Source organism: Centipeda felix, assembly GCF_900186465.1.
GTDB lineage: Bacteria > Bacillota > Negativicutes > Selenomonadales > Selenomonadaceae > Centipeda > Centipeda felix.
Map to the genome: position 1 here is coordinate 522,474 of NZ_LT891959.1, position 22,269 is coordinate 544,742.

Below are 22,269 nucleotides of genomic sequence, written 5' to 3' on the forward strand. Positions count from 1 at the left end.
GACGCAAATATGAATTATAGCATAATTTTCTATCGTTTTGGTTGTTCTTTGTTTTATTTTTATCGAATCATTTGCTTGCGCCGCAAAATATTTCCATTCCACAGCAGTTCCTCGATATGACGTGCGCCGCGCAGTCCCATGAACGGGCTTTCCGACAAGCACAGCGCATCCTGCATGGGATAGGCAACGGGAAGATACTGCGTCCCCAGCGGATCAATATGGGCAGATTCGTTGCTGCTCCCGAGCAGCAGCCCGCCCTCCATCTCCGCAAGGAGTTCTCGTATCCGTACCGCATCCGTCTCGCCCAATATTTCATCCGCGAGAGGCAGGGCCTCCCGTGCCCCTGCCGCATCTGCCGCAACCGCGAGATGGCAGACATCTGCCCACTCCGTCCGAAGTGCCTGAGCAAGCCCCCAAGCAACGGAACGCGGAGCACGGATCAGCGCTGTGTCATAGCAGAGCTCCCCCCAGAGGCTCTTGCATTCGTTGATGCGCAGAAAGTCCTCACGCATCACGCGCGCAATCTCAGCCTCTGCCGCGTCTCCATGCAGGGGCGGCAGCACACGGGCGATCTCCTGCAGCCAGTGCCGCGTCCCTGCACGCCCATACGGCGGCAGCATTGCGAGATAGGGGGTGCCGCAGAGCTCATTGAGCAGGCGGGCGCTCCCAAGTCCGAGCTCATCATGCACGACGATATTCAGTGCCGCACGCGACAGTGTGCCCATTCCCGCAGCGGACAGATCGCTGCCGAGGACGGCATTCACATGATAGCCCGCCATCTCAAGCAGACGCACGAGTTCACACATATCGTTGCCGCCATTGCAGTAGGTACTCGTCATACCGATCAAATTGACCGTATGCGCCTGTATCTCCTGCCGCCCTGCCAGAAGCAGCGGCAGCGCGGTGCACGCTGCCTTGTCCCAGCCGTCGGCAAAGCTGCCGGTAAGCCCGCTCGTATCGAGGGCGACGATTGGGCAATTGATCCCCGCTTCGCGTGCAATCGCCTCAACATCGTCGCCGATGAGCCCTGCCGCACAGCTGCTGATAATCGCAAGCAGTGCGGGCGGCTGCTCCACATAGGGAGCAAGAGCCTCGTTCAGATACTCCTCCGCACCGAAGACAATCGCATCATTGTCAAGCTGCGTACAGAGCATACGATGGGAGATCGTCGCCTGACTGTGCTCAATGTGACGCATGGCAAAGAAATGGCACCAGAGGGGACCGTTGACGACGATCACCGCATCCTTGATCCCAGCAAAAAATGCCGCTGCCCCTGCCAGCGCACAGGTATCCGTACACATACAGACATCGTCGAAGGATTTTTCACGATCATCCATAGATCAGCCCTCCCCTGCTCTCGTGCCGATGCAGAATCCGCCGCATATCATCCAGCAGGCGGCGCTCCATCGACCAGCCGACCGACGGCAGCAGCGCAAGGAAGAGCTGGCGCAGCTTCGTATCGACGAGTTCATGTGTCGTGAGGACAAAATCCACACGGTGCAGCAGCTCCTCTGCCGCAACATCCCCCTCATGATGAATGGGGACATCGGTGCGGCGCTGCAGTTCCTCTTCCATCACCGCACGCCGCTCGGGCATGAAGCAGTCCAGCAGGACGATGCCGATCAGTTCAATCCCCGCCTTGTCCAAGAGCCGCAAAACGATCTCCGGCTGGAACCATGTGAGGTCACGGCCGATGGCAAGGGCACATCTGCGTCCCGCAAGATCATTGCGTGCCTTTTCCACGGCAGCGGCAAAGGAAGCCTCCTCCGCCACAATGGCGCGTTCCGCCGCCTCCTCGCAATGACAGAGCTGACCGACGCACCGCAGCCACCGCGCCGTCTCCTCCGCCCCCACGGCGTAGACATCGGCAAGATAGGGCGTCCCGAGGCGCTCTCTGATATGCGCGGCGAGTGCCGCCAGCTGCGCCTGCTTTTCGTCGTCCATGCGGCGGCCGAGGAGGATGACGAGCTCCGCCTCCGGCACCGCCTGCAGTTCATCGAGCGCGAGATAGGACGGGAACTGTCCCGTCACGCGCAGGCCGAGCAGGGAGAGCAGCCGCCGCAGTTCCTTGACATATTCGCCGTGCATCCCCCCGCAGTCGCCGAGGAGCACCACGGTTCCTTCCTTGCGTTCGGCGGGCTGCATAAAACGATCCACGAGTGCCCGTGCAGCATCGAGATAGCCTGCATAGTACTCTCCATCGAGAAAGCCGTGTGCCGAGACTGCCGTGACCGGGAGCCCCAGTTCCTCCTCCATCTCTGCCGCGATCGCCTGTGTATCGTCGCCAATCACACCGCTCACGCATGAGTTGGCGATAAACACTGCCTGCGGATGATATTTCTGCGCGGCAAAGCGAATGCACTCCCGCAGACGCTCCTCGCCGCCAAAGACCGCCTCGTTCTCGCTAAGACCGCTCGTCAGGAGCGGCACAGGAGAGAGCCGCACCGATGTACCCGCCGCCGTCAGCCGATGGAAGCTGCTCACGTCCATCCCGTGCGCGATGTGGGCGCATGGACGCGGACTGTGAAAGATGACGAGCGCACCGCGCACGAAGGAGAGCGCACGCCAGACACCGGGCATGCTGCAGCTGCAGTTCGTACGGCGCACTCCGACGCGTTTGACCTCAATCCCCATAGCTCTCCACCAGTTCCTCGAGCTCCTCGAACGCCATCGGCGTCGGCACGGTCAGCATTTCATTCGTATCAATCGCACGCGCGAGTGCCTTGTAGTGCTGCGCCTGCTCTGACTCCGGTGCGTAGGCAATGAGCGTCTGCCGATGGATCTCCGCCTCGTGCACGGCGCGCGAACGCGGGATATAGGTGATGAGCTGCGTCCCGATACGCGCGGCAAACGCCGCAAGGAGTTCGCGCTCGTTGTGCACGTCGCGCCCGTTGCCGATGATGCCGCCGAGCTTTACCGCACCGCGCGCAGCAAAGCGGCACACGCCCTTTGCAATATTGTTCGCTGCATACAGCGACATGAGCTCGCCCGAGGAGACAATGTAGATCTCCTCGGCGTATCCCTCGCGAATGGGAACGGCAAATCCGCCGCAGACCACATCGCCGAGGACGTCGTAGAGCACGACATCCAGATCGTCAAAGGCATGCAGTGCCTTCAGGCGCTCAAGTGCCACGATGATCCCGCGCCCGGCACAGCCGACCCCCGGATCGGGGCCGCCCGCCTCGATGCAGTGTACGCCGCCGGCACCCTCATGGACGATTTCGTCAAGCGTGAGTGCCGCGCCCTTCTTCTCACGCTCGAGATCGAGGATCGTGGACGGGGCAATATGCCCGAGCAGCAGACGCGTCGAGTCGTTTTTCGGATCACAGCCGATCTGACAGACACGCCGCCCCATCTGGGCAAATGCCGCAGATACATTCGCGGCTGTCGTGGATTTACCGATGCCGCCCTTGCCATAGAACGCAATTTTTTTCATAAGCTCACCTATTCTTACTCATATACTGCCCTCCGCCCGTTCCTCCAAATCCCCCTCAATGGAGAGATAGAGGCTGCGCAGCTCGTCCAGCGTTTCCTGTGAGGCGTTCCACAGGCCGCGCTGCTGTGCCTCAAGCAAGGTCTCTGCCATGCGGTGGAGCGCCCACGGATTGACCTCCTGCATCCACTCCTGCATCCCCGCATCGAGGACATATTTGCGTGCGTAACCCTCGTACATCCAGTCCTTCATCACGGCACTCGTCGCGTCCCACTGATAGCTGTGCGCCAGATAGTTGGCGAGATCGGAGGCTCCCTTGTAGCCGTGCTGTTTCATCCCCTCGATGAACTTCGGATTCATCGCCTCTCCACGGAACAGACGCGCCGCCTCCTCCGCAACGCTGCGCAGGACAATACGCTGCCGGTCGCTCGAATCGCCCGTATAGGAGCGCGGTGCCTTGCCCGTCAGTGCCCGCACGGTCGCAATCATACCGCCGTGGTAGGCGTTGTAGTCATCCGAGCTGAACATGTGCGTCTCACGCGTATCCTCATTTTTTACCGTGACGTCCAGCCCCGCCATGCGCCGCTGAAAGACCTCCGGATCATACGCACGTGCCAACCCGTCGCCGCCGTATGCCGTTCCCGAGAACCGCGTATAGACCGCGGCAAGATCGTCGAGGGTCTCCCATGCCTTTGACTCGAGCAGGTCAGCGACACCTGCGCCATACACCCCCGGCGGATCGCCAAAGATGCGTACACAGGCACGTTCCCACGCGCTCTCCTGCGTCTCGCCCTGCTCCTTAAGCCATGCCGTATCGGAGAGGACGTGCTTGCGCACATAGTTCTCCGCATCGCTTTCCTCGAGATCGCGCACCATGCGCACTGCCTGATCCACCCAGCGTATGGCGTTCGGCACTGCATCACGGAACAGCCCGCTGATGCGTGCCGTCACGTCGATGCGCGGCCGCTGGAGCTCTGCGAGGGGGATGATCTCAAGCCCGCAGACACGCTGCGACGGACGCCGCCAGACAGGGCGCACGCCCATGAGGTAGAAGAGCTCCGCGATACACTGTCCATGACTGCGCATGTTCGAGCCCGCCCAGAAGACGATGCCGACCGCCTCGGGATAGCGCCCCTCATCGCTGATATACTGCTCGATGAGCGCATCCCCCAGCTGTTTGCCATACTCCCATGCAGCGGGCGTCGGCATACAGCGCGGATCGAGCCCGTAGAAATTGCGCCCCGTCGGCAGTACATCGACGCCGTTTGTCGTCGGTGCGCCCGCAGGGCTCGGCTCGATGTAACGCCCCGTGAGAGCACGCAACGTCTCCGTGATCTCCCCCTCCGTGCGGCGCAGGCGCGGCACCATATCCTCCACGACCTCATGCAGCGCATGGGCAAAGGCGGCGTACATCTCCTCCGAGGAGCCGGCTATCACGGGCAGCTCCATCGCCCGCGCGACGGCCTCCGGTGCATAGTCATGCGCCGCAAGGAATGAGATGAGCGCACGCATCTCTGCCTCGACAGCGTCCAGCTTTCGCCCATAGGTCATGCCGTCCGCCGTCATGCGCTCGCTGTGTGTGAGCAGCTCCTCATAGTCGTACCCCGACTGCTCGGCAATGAGATGGACGAGGGATTTCTCCCCACCATGCTCCATGCGCACGAGCGCGCACAGAAAATCGATCAGCGCCTCGCCCGCAGGCGCACGTCCGAGGATGTGCAGCCCCGTGCGAATCTGCATATTCTTGAGGTCGGTCACATAGTTGTGGAGGGCATCGGCATAGTCGTCAAAGGAATCGCCTTCGTCGATTTCCCCCTCGAAATGACAGGCGGCAGCTTTCTCACGGACAAGCTCCTGCGCCGCCTCGATGTTGTCCGGCTGTGCTGCACGAAAATGGACGTACTCATCAAGAGCCTGCTCCAGTTCCTCGATCTCCTCAAACTCTCCCGCGAGTTCCATCGGCGGCGAGAGGTGACTGATGAGGCACGCCGCACCGCGCCGCTTTGCCTGAATCCCCTCCCCGACAATCGTAATCCAGTAGGGATAGATATCCGGCAGGTCGCCCAGCGACACATCCGGCCAGCAGCGGTTCGAGAGCGCCGTGCTCTTGCCCGGCAGCCACTCGAGAGAGCCGTGCGTCCCGACGTGAATGACCGCATCCGCCTGCCAGATGTCGCGCAGCCAGTGATAGTACCCGATGTAGTGGTGTGTGGGAGCGGCGTCCGGCGAGTGGAGCAGCTTGCCGGGATCCTCGCCAAAACCGCGCGGGGGCTGCACCGTGATAAAGAGATTCCCGTTCAGCGTGCCCGGGATGAGCAGTGTTCCATCGTAATTGAACACATCACCGGGCGCATCGCCCCAGTCCTTTATGAGCTGCATTCGCACCTGCTCGGGCAGTTCCGTAAAAAACGCACCATACTGCTCTGCCGTCAGCTGGCCATCGGCAGACGCTGCCTGCGCCGCACTCATAAAGCGGCGGTCATTCGTCGCGTGATCCGTCAGCAGATTCATGAACGCCTTGCCGCTCTCCGGGATCTCATCCATGACATAGCCTGCCGCCTGCATTGCTCGCAGCAAAGAGAGCACGCTCTCGGGCGAGTCCAGCCCTGCCGCGCTGCCGATGTTTGCATTCGTCGCCGGATAGTTGTGGAATACAATCGCGACTTTCTTCTCCGCGTTCGGCTTATGACGCAGAGCCGCCCACTTTCGCGCCTTTCGGGCAATCCGCTCCATGCGCTCATCCAGTGCCGCGTAGCTGATCTCACCGCTCTCGTCACGCACCTTCGCCGCGATCGGAACGGCGTGGATCACACCGTCAAACTCCGGCATAGCGACGCTCATCGAGACCTCCATCGGATCGAGCCCCGCCGGAGAGCGCTCCCACTCCTCCTTTGGTGCGAGAACGGTATACGCCTCAAGAATGGGCACACCGAGCGCATAGAGAGCCTCGGGGCGCGTACCGCCTGCCTTGAGAGAGAACTTCATCGTGCTGATGATGACATCGACAAGGGGCTGTCCGTCCCTGCAAAAGTATTTCTCGATCGCCGCCATCAGCGTCGGAGACTCCACGCGTGCGTCGCGATAGGCGTTTGAGAACACGGCGACCGCGTTCATCCCCTCCGCCTCGATCGCACGGATAAGCGCCGTATGATAAGTAAAGTCCCCCGTAATCCACTCCGAGCGATAGAAGAGCACACCGACCGTCGGTCGTCCCTCCACGTAATACGCGCCAAGATAGCCCGCGATATCCTCAGGATCTCCCGCCCATGCCGGATGATAGACACCGTTCCATGCGAGCGGGGCGGGCTGCTCCGGCGTGCAGGGAATCCCCCCGAACGCTCCGCCGAGCCAGCGGAAGAGATTGCGCATATTCTCCTCGCCGTCATAGCGAAAATACGCCCACGTCCGCTGAATCTGCTCCTCCGAGAAGCCATACGTCACCTTGTCATGCTCCGCATGATCCACGACAATCAGATGCAAAATCCGATGCTTCTGCAAATCGCGCGACGCCTGCTTCAGGAAATCATTGTCCAGCCCCGTACCCATCCAGAGAAAGAGATGGAGATCCGCCGCCGCACGCCTTTCCTCCCAGCGATCCATACCGTTGACAGCACACACGCGTACCTCTGGTGCTTCCAGATACGCAGCACAACGACGCGCGAGTACAGTAACGCGCAAGATATTGGTGTAAACTGCAATCTTCATCTTCTTCACTGCTCCAGGATCTTCATTCAACGGGATGCGCGGACAATCTCAAGCACACCCTCCGTCGAGAGCTGCTCCAAGGTGTAATATCGTGCGTCCATGCGGCGGGCGAGCTCCGGCGCAATACCGACGCGCGGGACGGCGCGCTCCGTATCAAGGACAAGACTGAGCGCCTGTGTCCCGGCAACCTCCTCCGCCGCCTGCAGGGCGCGCTGCACCCCCGCGTCCCCCTCTTTGGCGTTCGCCCGACCATCCGTGACCAGCACGAGAACATTTTTCCCGCCGCCCCTGCGCTCCAATTCATGCAGCATCTGCAGGGCATGGGCAAGTCCCTCGGCAAGCGGGGTTCGTCCGCCCGTCGGCAGCTCACGCAGCTGCTTTTCCGCCAGTTCCACGCTGCGCGTCATCGGCAGGAGGGTCTCTGCACGGTCGCGCCGAAAGGCAATGAGCCCCACGCGATCCCGCTTTTGATACGCCTCCTGCAGGAGGGAAAGAATCGCGCCCTTCACCATGCGCATACGCTCACGTGCGCCCATCGAGCCGCTGGCATCAACGAGGAAGAGAATGTTCGCTGCTGTGCGCTTTGCCCGTACCCAGACGCGCACATCCTCGGGGCGAATGACAACCGCCGGACGGCCATGGCGGTTATGCTGATGGGGCGCGGCTGCGCGCAGTGTCGCAGAGAGTGCGAGATCGGGACGGCGGCCGGCACGCGGCATCTCCGTTCGCAGCCCGCGCCCATCCGCTGTATGCGTTTGGAGGATGTCACGCTTGCCGCTCTTTCCGCCCTGTGCACGCATTGTCATGGAGAGAAGCGAGAGCCGCGCCATGACGCCTTCGAGCGGGGCAGAAATGCGATCCTCCTCATCAGCACGGGGAGAGTCCTCCGACGGTGATGCATCATCCATCTCATCCTGCGAGGCGTTCTGCTGTTCATCGCCCTGCATGGGCTCCTGCCGCTCATCCGCTGCGCCCTCATCCTGCGCGTCATCCGGTACATCGCTATTGCCCTGCTCCGGCACATTCGTGTTGTCAGGCGGTGGCTGCTGTTCCTCCGGCGGGCGGCTCATCCGATGCACGAGTACAAACTCCGCCGCCTCCTCCACATCCATGGGCATAACGAATGCCCTGCCCGCGAGTGCCGCAAGCGCACGCGCTGCCTCGATGAGATAGATCTCCGCATGGTTGCCGACACAGTGCGCACGCAGGACGCAGGCGGCCGCAAAGTGCAGAATGGCAGACGGCACCGCCACGCGCGGCAGGAGCTCACGTGCACGGCAAATCGCGGCCGCGAATTCCTCCTCCTGTGCGGCATAGGACGCACGAAACGCCGCCGGGTCGCGCTCAAAGGCGAGTACCCGTGCGGCGATCTCCCTGCGCTGTGCAGGGTCAGTCACATCCTCCATCGACACAAAAAGCCCGAAGGCATCCAGCAGCGTGGGGCGGAGTGTCCCCTCTGCGGGATCCATCGTGCCGACAGGGGTATAAGAAACTTCTTCGGTAAATGAAAGCCCGTCCCGCTCAAGGCGAAAGAATCGATCCTCCGCACATTTCAGAACCGTGGACAGAATGTCCTCGCGCAGGAGATTCACCTCGTCCATATAGAGGAAGGTATGGCGTGCACGATGAAGAAGCCCATGCCGCAGACGCCGTTCTCCCTGCTGCAGGGCAGCCTCCATGTCGATCGTGCCGAAGATCATATCCTCCGACGCACCGAGCGGCAGTTCCGCCATGCGTCCCGTCACCGTAAAGGGTGCTGCCGCACGGACAAGGACGGATTTTGCCGTTCCGCTCGTACCGGAGATCAGAAGGGCGCCGGCACGCGGGTTCACCAATACAGCCGCAAGTGCGCGCGTCGCGTGCTCCTGCCCGACCACAGCAGTCAGTGGATAATGCGGGATATTCAAGCTCTTGCCTCCGAAATGCGATTTACACAGATTCTCCTAAGATCGCATCCACCGCGCTCCAGTCGACCGCCCCTTCCTCGAAGGGACGGCGGCGCATACGGTGTGCGAGGACAAGTCGGCTGACGCGCAGCAAGTCCTCTGCGTTGACAGCAGTTCGTCCTGCAAGTGCCGCGTGCGCAATCCCTGCCTTGATGAGGGTAATATCGGCACGATGCCCGTCAACGCCGAGCGTCAACGAGACCTGCGCCGCCAGCCCAAGGATGTCGTCGGGCACTGCCACATTGGCAACGCGCCGACGTGCCGCGACAATCTGCGTGCGCAGCTGCTCCTGCTCTGCCGCGTATGTCTCAGCAAAGGCATCTGCATCCCGCTCGTAGGCAATCCGACGACGGATCACCTCAACGCGGCTTTCGGCATCCTGCTCCCCCACAACGGTCACGGAGAGTGCAAAACGGTCGAGAAGCTGCGGACGGATATCCCCCTCCTCCGGATTCATCGTACCGATGAGAACGAAGCGTGCCGGGTGCGCATAGGAAATCCCCTCGCGCTCCACGGTGTTGACGCCCATTGCAGCCGAGTCGAGTAGAATATCGACGATATGATCCTCAAGCAGGTTGATCTCATCCACATAGAGGATATTGCGGTTCGCGGCCGCCAGAATACCGGGCTCGAACGCCTTGCGTCCATGCTGGATCGCCGCCTCCATGTCGAGTGTCCCGACCACACGGTCCTCTGTCGCACTGACGGGCAGCTCCACCACGCACATCGGAACTTCTTCCTGCAGCAGCTTTCCCTCTGCGCTTCTCTCTTGACAGGCATCACAGTAGAGCTCGGGGCGTGCGGGATCACAGTGACAGGCACAGCCGTGCACGGCGTGCAGATCCGGCAGGAGCGCAGCGGCAGCACGTACGGCAGTGGATTTTGCCGTTCCCTTCTCTCCCTTGATGAGCACACCGCCGAGAGACGGCATGACTATACTGAGGAGAAGAGCCGTCTTCATCTCTTCCTGCCCAACGATTGCAGTAAACGGGTAAACTGTTCTATGTTTCATTGACCTGTCCTCTTATTGCATTGTACAGCTACGTTCAGCGACTCCTTCATCGCCGCACGCTTCAATGCACATTCGGCATCGGAGGCGGCGAGATGTCCCTGCCCAGCCCTGCGCGCATAGCACGCGCCGCCGCAGGCGGAAAAATCCACACACGTCCTGCAGAACGCCACAGCATTCTGCATCTCCTGCGCCACCTCTTTCTGGCGCTGCACATCAATGCCACGTTCCACATCGCCGAGCAGAAAGTGCGCATCGCCGACAAAGGAGGAACAGGCGTAGATATTTCCAAGCGCGTCAACGTGTACCCCTGCCCCGTTCATCGCGTGGCAGTGGGAAAACCCGCCGCCTGTGCGCTGGGCAAGACACGCCGCCTGCTCCATCTGGGTGATCGCCATCGTGCGGCCGGTCATTCGCCCGAGTTTGCGGTTCAGTGCAAAAACCGCTTCCATCGCCTGCGCCATGTCCTCCGCCCGTGCGCTGCGGACAGCAGAGCCCCGCCCCTGCGGCCGCAGGAGATCAAAGCCCACACGGCGCACATTGCCGAGATAGTATGCCATCTCGACAACACCGGAAAGCTCTGCAACATTGTCCGCCGTGACGACTGTGGTCAGGCCGATCTCCATGCCGCACTGCGCAAGCTGGCGAATCCCTGCGACAACATCCGCTGCCGTTCCTCTGCCGTCAGGATAACAGCGAAGCGCATCGTGCACAGCAGGTCTGCCGTCAAGGCTGACGCCGATCCCAATGCGCGCACGACGCAGAAAAGTCGCCGTCTCCTCGGTCAGCAATGTCCCGTTGGTCTGCAAATCCATGCGTGCCGGGATACGCTTACTGTGCACGTAGTCTGCCATCTGACGCAGCAGCGGCAGTGCAAGGAGGGGTTCTCCCCCCGAGAACTGCAGGATAAAGGGCATTTTGCCCGTCGCCGCGAGGTCGATGGCACGCCGCGCCGTCTCCCACGTCATCGTGCGTCTGTCCTGCGCTGCGGCATAGCAGTAGCGACACGCAAGGTTACAACTTCCGGTAAGGCTCATGACGAGCATGCGCAGCGGCATCGTCCCGATCTCCTCACCTTTCATCGGCAAAGCGCTCCGGATAGACCGCGCGCGCCAGTGCGTAGACAGCATCTGCCGCATTCTGTGAAGTATTGTAACGATACCGATCCGGAACCACATAGAGGTGATTTTCCTGCACGGCCTTCACATGGATAAACAATGGGTCTCTGCAGAGTTTTTCGCGAAATTCCTCCGTCGTTTTCCCCTCCGTACTCCACGTTGGCAGGAGAAATACATCGGGATTGAGTGCGACGACCTGCTCCATCGAGACCGCAGTCGTCGCCGTCAGCCCCGCCATCGCCACACCATTGCGCAGGGAGGCACGGCGGCACATATCGTCAAAGAGCCCATCCTTGCGTCCAAACACACCGCTGAACGCAAATGCAACGACGATGGGGCGCTCCTCCTCCGGGATGTCTCCAACACGCCGCTCCACATCAGCAAGAAGAGTACGCTTTTCGGCAATGAGTGCGGCAGCATTTTCCTCCTGTCCAATCAGGCGTCCAACCGTCTCAATGCGCGCAAAGATGTCCTCGAGGTTATTCGGCGTACGTGAGACAAAGACGGGAATCCCCAAATCGCGCAGGCTATCCACCAGCTCCTTCGGTATGCCGTCAATCGCAAGGACAAGGTCTGGATCCAGTGCCGCAACGCGCTCAGGGCTTCTGTCCTTGAGTTTGACGGATACGGCGCGAGCCTCTTCCGTCATGCAGGATATTCCCGGATCATCCACCGTGGAGGTGAGCCCCGCGATCTGCTCCGGCGGTGCGATCCCAAGGAGAATCTCATCCATCCCCCGTCCCAGCGACACGATCCGATGCGGCCTTTCCGCGACAACGATCTCCGCCCCGGTATCGTCCGGTCCGCGATAGAACACCTCTCCATCGCCCCCTGCCCGCGTCCCGTTCCCACAGCCTGCAAAGAGGAGAAGCCAGCCCGCGACAAAGAGTGCATAGAGCAGCCACTTAGAAGGCATGGGTATATGCGTATTGCAGTTTCTTTGCATGCTTCATTCTTCGTCACCTTTCTTCATCCTGCATCGATGAACCTGCACGCAAAACGAGAAGACGCACATCAAAAGACCCCTCCTGCATACACAGAAGGGGTTTTTACACAACAAAGGATCACGCTGTATCCGCAGACACACTGGAATCCCCATCCCTATCACTCGCAGGTCAAACGGCGATTGTCAATCAGGCAGTTCTCCTGGCTCCAGTTCCTCGCGCACCTGCGCCTTCCCGAGAGAAATCTCTCAGTGACGGAGACAATGGCTCCATGCAGGGTTGCTCACTGATACAGTGGCGTGACCGCTCCGGCTTGATGGGAAAATACGTTTCCTTACCGGATTCTCTATTATATCTCTGCAAACTGTCAAACGACCTGGCAGTTCGCGCCGATACCTGATCCACTTCATATAAAGTTTTCATAAAACGCATTTATAGTAACATTGGAAGAATTGCTTGTCAATACGACAAAGGGATATTTTACAAATCATCTCAATACGCTGGGATTTTTCCGAGTCTATTTTTCCAGCAAATAGAGATAGTCCCCATAGCCCTCCTCCTCCATGTCCTCCTTCGGGATGAACCGCAGGGACGCACTGTTGATGCAGTAGCGCAGCCCACCCGTTGCGGCGGGGCCATCGTCAAATACATGCCCGAGATGCGCGCCGCTGTTCGCCGCCGTAACCTCGGTACGCACCATGCCGTGCGAGCGATCTTCCTGCTCTGCAATCAGCGCCGCATCGATCGGACGTGAGAACGCCGGCCAGCCGCAGCCCGAGTCATATTTATCCGTGGAGACAAAGAGCGGCTCGCCCGTCGTGATGTCACAGTAGATACCCGCACGGAACTCGTGATCGTATTCGTTGCGGAAGGGCGGCTCTGTCGCCTTCTCCTGGGTAACGGCGTACTGCAGATCCGTGAGACGTTCTCTGAGTTCAGCCTTTGTCGGCTTTTCATCATGGCGCACGTTTTTCTTCTCCCCCATCGGTTCGGCTTCCGCACGTTTCTCACGCATCGCAGCGATGAGCGCAGGGGAGATATGGCAGTAACCGTTGGGATGCTTCTCGAGATACTCCTGATGATCGTCTTCTGCACGATAAAAGTTCACGATCGGTCCCATCTCGACAGCCGTCTTCTGACCGAGACGATTCTGCAGTGCGTCCAACGACGCACGGATGATCGATGCATCCTTGCCGCCGTCTGCCTTCACATAGTAAATGCCCGAACGATACTGCCGCCCGACGTCGTTGCCCTGCCGATCGACTGCTGTCGGGTCGATGGAGTCGTAAAATGCGGTAAGAAGCTGATCGAGCGAAATGATGTGCGGGTCATAGATAACGTGAACCGCCTCCGCATGCCCGCTGCCGCTGCATACCTCCGCATAGGAAGGATGGGCACTCATGCCGTTTGCATAGCCGCATTCTGCAGAGACAACGCCCGGCACCAGACTGAGGTAGAGTTCCGTCCCCCAGAAGCAGCCGCCGGCGAGATAGATCTCCTTCTGTCCTGCGGCAGCTTTGTTCTCCTGCACGATCTCACGCGGCATCTCACTCGACGACGATGCGGATGCACCGCAGCCGCCGATGCAGCTGAGCAGGACAAAGGCACAGATACCGCGCAGCAGTAATGCATTCATGATAATCTCCTTTCAACAAGAATCAAAGATTACGGCTTGATCTCACTTGCCGGAGGGAGCTGCCAGTCGATGGGCATCTCCCCCACACGCGTGAGGAAGTCGTTGACACGCGAGAATGGATGACTGCCGAAGAAGCCGCGGTGCGCCGAGAGCGGGCTCGGATGCGGCGACTCGACGATGAGATGGCGCGGATTCGTGATCAGGCTGCGTTTCTTCCGTGCAGGACTGCCCCAGAGGATGAAGGCGAGCGGTTTCTCACGTGCTCCGAGGAGGCGAATGATGGTATCAGTGAACCGTTCCCACCCGTGTCCCGCGTGCGATGCCGCCGCATGAGCGCGCACGGTAAGAACGGTGTTGAGGAGGAGCACGCCCTGCCGCGCCCACGGGATGAGACAGCCGTGATCGGGTGGGACGATCCCGATATCGTCCTGCATCTCCTTGTAGATATTCAGCAGCGACGGCGGTGGATCAACGCCGACCTGCACGGAAAATGACAGCCCATGCGCCTGCCCGTCTCCATGGTAGGGATCCTGACCAAGAATGACGACCTTCGTATCGACAAAGCTTGTGTAGTGCAGTGCATTAAAGATCGAATACATATCGGGGTACACACGCCGTGTACGGTACTCCTCGATGAGGAATGCGCGCAGCTCACGATAGTAGGGATGCGCCATCTCATCCGCAAGGAGTTCCTGCCAATCGTTTTGGAAAATTGCCTTTGCCATGCTAAACTCTCTCGTAAACTTCAAATATGCAGTCTTGCCCTGTGCTGCTGCTTGTCATGGAAAATCCATCCAGCGAAGGAAAAAAGGCATCTGCATCGTAGCTGCCCGAAAGGCGCGTCACATACGCCCGCCATACATACGGCAGAAGGAGGCGGTAGCATGCTGCGCCGCCGATCACAAAGATCGGACGCGCCTCCTCCGCCGTCAGGCGCCCCAGAAGACGCCAGAGTGCCAAGATGTCGGCTGCTGCATAGAATCCGTCTATCTTCTGCATCGTTCGTGAGAGGACGATATTCGCACGCCCCACGAGCGGACGCCTCCCCGGCAGACTCTCCATTGTACGCCGTCCCATAACGACGATGCTGCCCATCGTCATACGGCGAAAATGTGCCATATCCTCGGGGCAGTCGGTGAGCAGATGCCCCGCCCGTCCGATCCCGCCCGCATCATCCACTGCTGCGATGAGTTCGAGCGGGTACGGGGCAGATACTTCGGGGGCACGCACAATCCCAGACGCATCCGCCTCCTCCCGCCATGCGGAAATTGGTCTGCCGTCAACGCAGAGCGTCGGTGCGATCTCCGCCAGCGGAACGAGCACAAAGGCACGCTCCGTCAGATAGGGGTGCGGCAGAGTCAGCCGCTTCTGTGCAGACGTGACGCCGTCCACATGGAGCAGATCGAGATCTATCGTACGTGCGCCCCAATGCTCATGCCGCACGCGTCCGAGTTCCCGTTCGATGCACTGCATCGCCGCGAGCAGTTCCTCGGGCGTACGGTCAAACGTGATGCGCGCGGCGGCATTCAAAAAAGGCGGCTGATCTGTCTTGCCCCATGGCGGCGTCTCATAAAATGCAGAGACACGCTCCACACGAATGCCGTCCTGTTTCGACAGCCGCCGCAGTGCCGCGCGCATCGTCTCACCGCGTTCGCCGAGATTTGCCCCAAGCCCGATATACGCTGTCCGTGCCATCACTGTCCCCTGTCCCGCGTGATGGAGATCCCGACATCCGCAAAGATACCCGCGATCGGCGCAGCAGGTTTATGCACGGTGAGCGTAATGGAATGGACCCGAGGGAATGCCGCAAGAATCTGTGCCGCAGCATCCTCCGCAAGGGTCTCAAGCAACGCCTTCGGTGCTCCCTCGATCACCCGACGTATCAGCTCATAGACCTCAGCGTAGTTCACGGTGTTCCGAAGATCGTCCGTCTCCCCTGCCGCACGCAGATCAAGCCCCAGCTCCACATCCGCCTCGAACGACTGCGGCACTTCCCGCTCATGAGGAAGGACACCATGACAAGCTATAAAGCGCATACCGTGCAGAAAAATACAATCCATCCTACGCCCCCAATATTGCATCCGTCATGCGGCACATTCGCGCAATCGGCTTCACATCATGCACGCGCACCATGGATGCACCGCGCAGAATACCAAGGACGCACACCGCCCCCGTCGCCTCCATGCGTTCCGTGACGGGCAGACCAAGCGCCGCCCCGATAAAGCTTTTGCGGCTCGCACCGAGCAGCACAGGATAGTCTGTCCCATCATAGGAAATGAGCTCGTCCATGCGCCGAAGAACGTGCATATTCTGCTCTGCCGTCTTGCCGAAGCCGATGCCGGGGTCGAGGATGAGATTGTCCCGTGCCAGTCCTGCCGCATCCGCCGCTGCAAAGGAACGCGTGAAAAAATCCCGCATTGCTTCGATGATGTCTCCCGCGTATGCCGTTCCGTTCTGATTGTGCATCACGACGACGGGCGCATGCATCTCTGCCGCCGCATGCGCCATCGCCCCCGGCTCCTCGGCGTACTGAAGCCCCCATATATCATTCAGGAGATGCGCGCCCGCACGCAGCGCCGCGCGCGCTGTCTCCGCCTTGAACGTATCCACGGAAACGGGCACGGGGCATGCGGGCAAAACGGCTTCGAGGAACGGCAGCAACCGCTCCGTCTCCTCCGCCGCGCTCATCGGCACAAAGCCGGGACGGCTGGACTCCGCCCCGACGTCGATGATGTCCGCCCCGTCCCGCACCATCTCCTCCATGTGGCGGAGCGCATCGTCGCGCGTGTTCCACTTGCCGCCGTCAGAAAACGAGTCCGGCGTCACGTTCAGAATCCCCATGACAAGCGTCCGCCCGCCAAGGGTCAGTTCCTTCCCGTCAGCAAAGCGATAGTGTCGATTCGCCGTCATCCTGTGCTCCTCTCTCCATCCCAAGCATCGTCCATGCCTGCATCCGTGATGCTGCATCCGTGCGAAATATGCCGCAGGACGCCGACGTCGTTGTCTGTGCACCATGTGCTCGCGCGCCGCGCATCATCATGCAGAGCTGCTGCGCATCGAGGACGACAAGCACGCCTTCCGCCCCAAGTCCGCACTCGATCTCACGCGCGATGTCCCCCGTCAGCCGTTCCTGCAGCTGAGGACGGCGCGCCATCGACGCGACCAGCCGCGCAAATACGCCAAAGCCCGCCACGCGGCCCGCATGGGGCTGGTAGACGATGTGCGCCGTGCCGAAGAACGGCAGCAAATGATGCTCACACATCGAATAAAACGGAATGGCGCGTACGGCAACGAGACCGTCCGTCTCCTCCGTCAGGACATCCGCCCAAAGTTCCGCCGTATCTTCATGCAGCCCCGCAAAGAGCTCCGCATAGAGCTGTGCGGCACGCTGCGGCGTCTCCTCCATCCCCTGCGCCGCAGTGTCTACGCCAAGTGCTGCGAGAAATTCACGCATGGCGCGTACGGCGCGCGGAAGATCCGCCGCGTACTCTGTCTCCATCTCCGTCCCCCCGTTTCCTGCCGGCCTTTACCCACGCCGCAATCGACGCCGTATCGTGCGGCGTCGTACGGCAGCAGCCGCCGATGATGCGAGCCCCCGCCGCTGCGTATTCCCGCGACCGTGCGCCAAAATCCTCCGCCGTACCGCGCCACACCCGTGCCGCCGCATCATAGTACTCACCGGAGTTCGGATAGACGACGAGGGGCTTATCGGTCTCCTGCCGAATCATTCGGATCAGACCGCTCACATACTGCGGTGCTGTGCAGTTTACGCCAATGGCCGATGCCTCGGGTGCAGCATCGAGCACACGAGCACATTCCGCAATCTCCGTCCCGTCGCTGATGTGCGCACCGTCTCGGCAGGAGAACGAGAAATACGCGGAGATGCGGATCCCCTCCGCCCGCAGTGCGCGGACGATGGCGCATGCCTCATGGAGGCACGGCAGGGTCTCACAGGCGAGAAGATCGGGCGCAGCGGAGGCGAGAATCCGCAGTCGCTGTGCGTGAAACGCTGTGAGCGTGTCCTCATCCACGTCATAGTCGCCGCGATACTCCGAACCGTCGGCAAGATACGCTCCGTACGGTCCGACGGACGCCGCCACGAGCGGCACAGCGGCATCTCCGCCGCACTCTGCACGATAGAGATCGCGCGCCTCCTGCGCCAGCCGCACGGAGCGGCGCAGCAGCTCTGCTGCCTTCTCCGCCGTAAAGCCGCGCCGCATAAAACCGGCGACGGTCGCCTGATAGCTTGCGCTTGTCAGGACATCTGCACCCGCACGCAGATAATCCAGATGAATCTCACGCACGAGGTTGGGGCGTTCAAAGAGCGCCTTTGCCGACCAGAGCGGATCATCGACGGAGAAACCGCGCGCCTCCAGCTCCGTTGCCAGTGCTCCGTCAAGGACGAGCACATCCTGCACAGCAAGCCGCGCCTCTAAGACATTCATCCCATCCCCCCATGCCAAAAAACGCCCCCCTGCACACGGAACACAGTTCATGCGGCAGGAGAGCGAGAGATGGTGTCACTTCAGCAGGCCATGCTTACGCAGTGCCGCATCGAGCTGTGCCGCATGCGCCGGCTCCATCTCCGCGAGCGGCATGCGCAGCGGTCCCGCATCGTAGCCGAGGCGGCGCATCGCCGTCTTGACGGGGATGGGGTTGACCTCACAGAAGAGCGCATCGATGAGATCTGTATAGTCGATCTGCATCTTTGCCGCCGTGCGCACATCGCCGTCAAAATAATGTTGACATATATCATGTGCCGCGCGCGGCGCAACATTCGACAGCACGGAGATCACACCCGAACCACCGAGCGACAGAATCGGCACAATCTGGTCATCGTTGCCAGAGTAGACCGCAAAATCATCGCCCGTCGCTGCGCGCAAACGCAGGATCGCCGAGAGATCGCCGCTCGCCTCCTTCACGCCGACGATGCGGGGATGCTGCGAAAGCTTTGCATACGTCTCCGTCTTGATGCCGACCCCCGTGCGCGACGGCACATTGTAGAGAATCGCCGGAATGCTGACGCTGTCTGCGATCTTCGTATAGTGGGCAACGAGACCATTCTGCGTGCATTTGTTGTAGTACGGCGTGACGAGGAGGAGCGCATCTGCACCGACCTTTTCGGCATACTGCGACAGCTCGATCGCGTAGGACGTCTCATTCGAGCCCGTACCTGCAACAACGGGAATGCGCCCGTCCACCTTCTCCACAGTATAGCGAATTGCCTCGCGATGCTCTGCATCTGTCATCGTCGCGGACTCGCCTGTCGTCCCCGTGATGACGATGGCATCCGTCCCGCCCGCAATCTGATCCTCAATGATGCGTCCAAGCTCGTTGTAGTTGACCCCAGTCTCCGTAAACGGCGTAATAATGGCAACGCCCGCACCGCGAAAAATCTCTTTTCTCATGGCAAGCTCCCCCTTTATTTATTCTGTCATCATTATCCCACGTGCCGCGCGAAAAGTCAAAAGCTTTGTTGATCTGTCACATCCGCAGCGCAGGCCGCACCGCATCAAAGAGAACGGCATTTTCGCGAATCTTCTCCTCTCCGCCGAGCACACAGCGCACATTCGCCTGCATCGCATCCGCAACAAGCGGTGCAAGCGCACGGATGTCCGCCTGCTGTGCTGTGAGGATCTCATCGCGCGCACGCTGGCGATCCTCCTGCGTGATGCCGCGCAGATGGAACGTTGCGGCAATATCCCCCTTCATCTGCGGCGTCATCGGCGCATCCACGCCGCTCATCGTGCCGATGATGAATTTATCCATCTCACGGTCGGACACATCGAACGTGCGCACATAGTCCGCCGTCTCATCGAGCACATCCAGCGTCTCGGCGAGGTTCGGATCACGGTAGGAAGAAAACACCATGAAACCGTTGCGGTTGAACTGCGTCATCGCACCGTAGGCTCCGCCCTGCACACGGATGCGTGTCCAGAAATAGTCGTAGCGGAGCAGTGTTTCGAGCACGCGCATCGTCCCCGTGTAGCGATAGCCCAGCTTGAGGAAATTCGCCCCCTTTGCCACATACTGCACGCGGCTCTGCGTCGTCAGTCCCTCGTTGCGTGCGCAGATGTTCCACGTGTACGGCGCAGGCGGGAACACTGCCGCAGAGAGCGTGTCCCTGAACGCGGCGAGCTGCTCTGCCGTCTCATCATATATGGAGGCGGGTGCCGTCACACTGAGGATCAGATCATTGCGGTTAAAGATCTGCGGCAGGATGCGTGCAAATGCCGCCTGCATCTTCGCATGATCCGCGTCAAAGTTCTCCTTGAATGCAGAGAGAAAATCGTGGAACGGCAGTCCGCCGACCTCCGCATAGGCGCCCGCCGGTGTCAGGTAGGCAGCAATGCGTGAGGCGACAACCTGATTTGCCGCACGCTGGAGCGAGAGCTCCATGCCCGTCTTCTCCTCATCGACCAGCTCGCGGATACGCTTGCTGCCCGAGAAGTCGCTCGTGCCGATGATCTCCGTGAGAAGCTCAAACAGACGCGGCAGATTCTCACGCAGCACCTTGGCGCGCAGCTTGAAGCGCGGCATGAGTGAGTCCGCCTCACCCGCACGCGTATAGGCGACAATGTCCGCCCCGATGCCGCCCGTATAGAGACTGCGCAGCATCGCCAGCTCTGCATAGCTGTGCTCCGCCGTATCGACCGCGCCGAACATCTCGGCGAGCAGATATGCGTACGGCAGATCCTCCTGCGAAACGGCTGCCATCGGGAAGTAGAAATTCAGATAGACAATGCCGTTCGTCTCGAGATCCGAAAAGAGCACCTTCGTCCCCGCGAGATCGCGCACCTCGAGCGGCAGACGCTCCGCATCCTTGCGAATGTCCGACCGTGCAAGGATAGGGATCGAGCGCAGTGCCTCCTCCGTGTCAGGAGCCTCCTGCGCCGCCTTCAGCGCCGTACAGGAGCGCATAACCTCCGCAACCTCGTCTGCACTCATCGCAGCCTTCTTCTCCGCCAGCTCCGCCGCCTGGACTGCCGCCCGTTCCGCACCGAGTGTACGGCTCGGCGCGAGTGTCACGAGAGCGGCGTGCGGATTGTCGAGGAACGCCTCGCGAATCAGCTGCTCGAAGTAGCCGTCCTTGAGTCCTTTTTTGAGCGCGGCAAGAGTATTCTCATAGCGCAGATAGTCCTCAGGCGCACCGCCGTAGAGCCACGTCTTCATCAGACGAATTCCGTAGATCAGTCCCTTGGGTGATGAGCCGAAGTCCGACTCGCGCAGACGGAACTCAAGCGTATTGAGCGATGCCTGTACGAGCTGATGATTGAGTCCCCCATCCGCGAGCTGCGTCAGCGTCTCCCGCACAACCCGTGCGAACTCCTCCGCGCGCGCCGTCTCCGACTTGCTGACCACGATGCTGAAGAACGGCTGAAGGATGTCACTCTCGTAGTTCGAATCCACATCGCGTCCGAGCCCCGCGTCGATGAGCGCCTGCCGCAGCGGCGCGCCCTGCATCCGCAGCAGCGCATGGTCGAGAATCTGCAATGCCATGACACGCTTCATATCCGACGTATCGCCGATCACCCAGCTAAGCGAAAGAAAGGCATTCTCTGCGAGCGGCTCCTCCGCGCCGATGGGATAGAAATGATCCTTGCGGACGCACGCCGGGAATGCAGACTGACGATCAATGCGCGACGGCACGGGAATGCGGTCAAAATGCGAGAGGTAGGCACGGTCGAGATACGCCAGCTTCTCCTCGATGTCGAGATTGCCATAGAGATAAATATAGCTGTTGGACGGATGATAGTAGCGCGCATGAAACGCGAGGAACTGCTCCTGCGTCAGCGCGGGAATCGCCTCGGGATCGCCGCCCGACTCATAGCCATATGTTGTATCAGGATAGAGTGCCGCCATGATGCGACTGCCGAGGAGATCATCCGGCGCGGAGAGCGCGCCCTTCATCTCATTGTAGACCACTCCGCTGTACGTCAGCGGCGCATCTGTATTTTCAAGCTCGTAGTGCCACCCCTCCTGCATGAGCACCTGCGGATTCTCACGCATTGCCGGGTAAAACACTGCATCCAGATAGACATCCATCAGATTTTGGAAATCGCGGTCGTTGCGGCTTGCCACAGGGTACATCGTCTTATCAGGGAACGTCATCGCATTGAGGAACGTATTGAGCGAGCCCTTCACGAGCTCCACGAACGGCTCCTTCAGCGGATACTTGCGCGAGCCGCAGAGCACGGAGTGCTCCACGATATGTGCCACCCCCGTATCATCGACCGGCGGCGTACGGAAGCTGATCGAAAACACCTTGTTGTCGTCTGCCGTCTCCAAAAAGAACAGCTGCGCCCCCGTCTTCTCATGCACGAACGTGTATGCCGTCCCCTCTGCCTCTGTAATCTGCTCCGAGCGAAGCAGGCGGAAACCGTGAATCACATCATCTATTTTCATGAAATGTATCCTCCTTATCGTTACGCCTGCCATTATACCATAGAGAGGGAGATTCTCAAAACAAAAGGACTG

Annotated in this window: 17 protein-coding genes and 1 riboswitch; all 17 genes read right to left on the minus strand. The window is 60.4% G+C overall.

Translation table 11 applies throughout. The annotated features are described in order from the left end of the window. Positions 1-59 precede the first annotated feature (59 nt). The 17 genes from C1713_RS09880 to C1713_RS09960 all read right to left on the minus strand — a co-directional run bounded on the left by C1713_RS09880 (position 60) and on the right by C1713_RS09960 (position 22,197). The gene (locus tag C1713_RS09880; RefSeq protein ID WP_102493803.1) at positions 60-1,337 is read right to left on the minus strand and encodes a nitrogenase component 1; all 1,278 of its coding nucleotides are present in this window, start codon (positions 1,335-1,337) and stop codon (positions 60-62) included. After that, positions 1,330-2,634: a nitrogenase component 1 gene (locus C1713_RS09885; protein ID WP_102493804.1), complete on the minus strand. Its 1,305-nt coding sequence runs from the start codon at positions 2,632-2,634 to the stop codon at positions 1,330-1,332. The genes C1713_RS09880 and C1713_RS09885 overlap by 8 nt, the downstream gene beginning before the upstream one ends. Continuing rightward, a complete protein-coding gene (locus C1713_RS09890; protein WP_102493805.1) occupies positions 2,624-3,436 on the minus strand; it encodes a nucleotide-binding protein in 813 nt (270 codons plus the stop codon). Before C1713_RS09890 ends, C1713_RS09885 begins: the two co-directional genes overlap by 11 nt. Before the next feature lie 18 nt (positions 3,437-3,454). After that, entirely contained in the window at positions 3,455-7,138 is a 3,684-nt protein-coding gene (gene cobN / locus C1713_RS09895; protein ID WP_102494071.1) for a cobaltochelatase subunit CobN, read from the minus strand. A gap of 26 nt (positions 7,139-7,164) precedes the next feature. After that, a complete protein-coding gene (locus C1713_RS09900; RefSeq protein WP_102493806.1) occupies positions 7,165-9,045 on the minus strand; it encodes a VWA domain-containing protein in 1,881 nt (626 codons plus the stop codon). A 22-nt stretch (positions 9,046-9,067) separates the two neighbouring features. After that, positions 9,068-10,096, minus strand: a complete 1,029-nt coding sequence (locus tag C1713_RS09905) for a magnesium chelatase ATPase subunit I (RefSeq protein WP_102493807.1) — start codon at positions 10,094-10,096, stop codon at positions 9,068-9,070. Next, entirely contained in the window at positions 10,093-11,151 is a 1,059-nt protein-coding gene (locus C1713_RS09910; protein ID WP_102494072.1) for a radical SAM/SPASM domain-containing protein, read from the minus strand. Before C1713_RS09910 ends, C1713_RS09905 begins: the two co-directional genes overlap by 4 nt. A gap of 13 nt (positions 11,152-11,164) precedes the next feature. Beyond that, positions 11,165-12,127 carry an ABC transporter substrate-binding protein gene (locus C1713_RS09915; protein ID WP_102493808.1) on the minus strand — a complete coding sequence of 321 codons (963 nt, stop codon included), beginning with the start codon at positions 12,125-12,127 and terminating at the stop codon, positions 11,165-11,167. Between the two features lie 203 nt (positions 12,128-12,330). Then, positions 12,331-12,570, minus strand: a riboswitch (cobalamin riboswitch). A 102-nt stretch (positions 12,571-12,672) separates the two neighbouring features. Then, positions 12,673-13,791 carry a peptide-methionine (R)-S-oxide reductase MsrB gene (gene msrB, locus C1713_RS09920; RefSeq protein ID WP_102493809.1) on the minus strand — a complete coding sequence of 373 codons (1,119 nt, stop codon included), beginning with the start codon at positions 13,789-13,791 and terminating at the stop codon, positions 12,673-12,675. A 29-nt stretch (positions 13,792-13,820) separates the two neighbouring features. Beyond that, complete coding sequence (locus tag C1713_RS09925; RefSeq protein WP_102493810.1) at positions 13,821-14,516, minus strand: uracil-DNA glycosylase; 696 nt, start codon at positions 14,514-14,516, stop codon at positions 13,821-13,823. Position 14,517: 1 nt separating this feature from the next. Continuing rightward, a complete protein-coding gene (gene folK / locus C1713_RS09930; protein WP_102493811.1) occupies positions 14,518-15,486 on the minus strand; it encodes a 2-amino-4-hydroxy-6-hydroxymethyldihydropteridine diphosphokinase in 969 nt (322 codons plus the stop codon). After that, positions 15,486-15,851, minus strand: a complete 366-nt coding sequence (gene folB, locus C1713_RS09935; protein ID WP_102493812.1) for a dihydroneopterin aldolase — start codon at positions 15,849-15,851, stop codon at positions 15,486-15,488. The genes folK and folB overlap by 1 nt, the downstream gene beginning before the upstream one ends. A gap of 1 nt (position 15,852) precedes the next feature. Next, a complete protein-coding gene (folP, locus tag C1713_RS09940; RefSeq protein ID WP_102493813.1) occupies positions 15,853-16,701 on the minus strand; it encodes a dihydropteroate synthase in 849 nt (282 codons plus the stop codon). Beyond that, positions 16,670-17,290, minus strand: a complete 621-nt coding sequence (folE, locus tag C1713_RS09945) for a GTP cyclohydrolase I (protein WP_102493814.1) — start codon at positions 17,288-17,290, stop codon at positions 16,670-16,672. The genes folP and folE overlap by 32 nt, the downstream gene beginning before the upstream one ends. Next, positions 17,238-18,236 (minus strand): homocysteine S-methyltransferase, encoded by a 999-nt coding sequence (mmuM, locus tag C1713_RS09950; protein WP_102494073.1) that lies wholly within the window; start codon positions 18,234-18,236, stop codon positions 17,238-17,240. Before mmuM ends, folE begins: the two co-directional genes overlap by 53 nt. 75 nt (positions 18,237-18,311) lie before the next feature. Beyond that, positions 18,312-19,199, minus strand: coding sequence for a 4-hydroxy-tetrahydrodipicolinate synthase (dapA, locus tag C1713_RS09955; protein ID WP_102493815.1), 888 nt, complete (start codon positions 19,197-19,199; stop codon positions 18,312-18,314). A gap of 76 nt (positions 19,200-19,275) precedes the next feature. Next, positions 19,276-22,197 (minus strand): insulinase family protein, encoded by a 2,922-nt coding sequence (locus C1713_RS09960; protein ID WP_170950814.1) that lies wholly within the window; start codon positions 22,195-22,197, stop codon positions 19,276-19,278. Positions 22,198-22,269: the final 72 nt, after the last annotated feature.